The organism is Flavobacterium sp. (genome assembly GCF_003525665.1).
GTDB lineage: Bacteria > Bacteroidota > Bacteroidia > Flavobacteriales > Flavobacteriaceae > Flavobacterium.
Map to the genome: position 1 here is coordinate 1 of NZ_DQDX01000080.1, position 1,012 is coordinate 1,012.

1 protein-coding gene is annotated in these 1,012 nt (G+C 31.3%); it reads right to left on the reverse strand.

Annotated elements, in window-relative coordinates; translation table 11 throughout:
* On the reverse strand, positions 1 to 962 hold a 962-nt coding region (locus DIU01_RS05845; protein ID WP_290832415.1), incomplete at its 3' end, for an ATP-binding protein.
* Positions 963 to 1,012: the final 50 nt, after the last annotated feature.

Here is a 1,012-nt window from a genome sequence, read left to right on the forward strand (position 1 = left end):
ATTTCAGCTTGTTGTGTATTGCGCCAAAAGAAAGTGTCTTTGTACTGATTTTCATAAGATAATTTCTTTTTTCTTTCACTAATAATGAAATTTTCCCACAAGGCACCAATATCATCTCGAAGCTCAATTGGAGTAAAGTTTTTTATAATTCTATTGCGCAATCCGTTATCCCAAAAATAAACTTTTCTGCCTTTTCTAATTTCGTTATCTTGATTTTTGCTAAAAGCATTTAAGCTAAAAACAATAAAATTCTTTTCTAATATATCGATGTATTTTTCAACAGTTAATCGGTTTATGCCTAAATCATTACCTACAGAAGCGTAGTTTATTTCGCTTCCAATTCGATGTGCTAGCATTTGAACTAAACGTTGCAAAGTACCAGATTTTTTAATTCCTTCTAAATTCAAAATATCTTTGTATAAAAACCCATCAACTAAATCGTTAAGAATTTTCTCTTCTTTCCCTAAATTATTTACAACTTCGGGATAATAACCAAAAACCAATCGATGCGGAACTAAACGCGTCTCTTCTATAAAATTGGTATGGTTCACCATTTCTTTATAACTAAAAGGGAAAAGCTGCAGCTCTTCTTTTCTACCAACCATACTTTCTTTGGTCTTATCTGCAAGTTCAAATGCACTACTTCCCGAAGCAATAATTTGAATTTCAGGATGATTATCAACGGTTCGTTTTATCAATAATCCAATGTTGTGAATCATTTGGGCTTCGTCAATTACAAGAATTTTGTTCTCGCCAACAATTGCTCTTAATCTATCGCTAGTAATATTTTCTAATAAAAGTTGTGTATCGGGTTCGTCGCCATTGAGCCACAAAAAGGAATTGTTTTTACACGTATTTCTAATTAATGAGGTTTTTCCAACTTGACGCGCACCAAAAACAAGGATGGCTTTTCCTTTAAAAAGATAAGAATCAATTTCAGTTTGTTGTAATCTAGCTATCATTTTGCATTATTTGGAAGTACAAATATACAATAATATGATATTACAATATT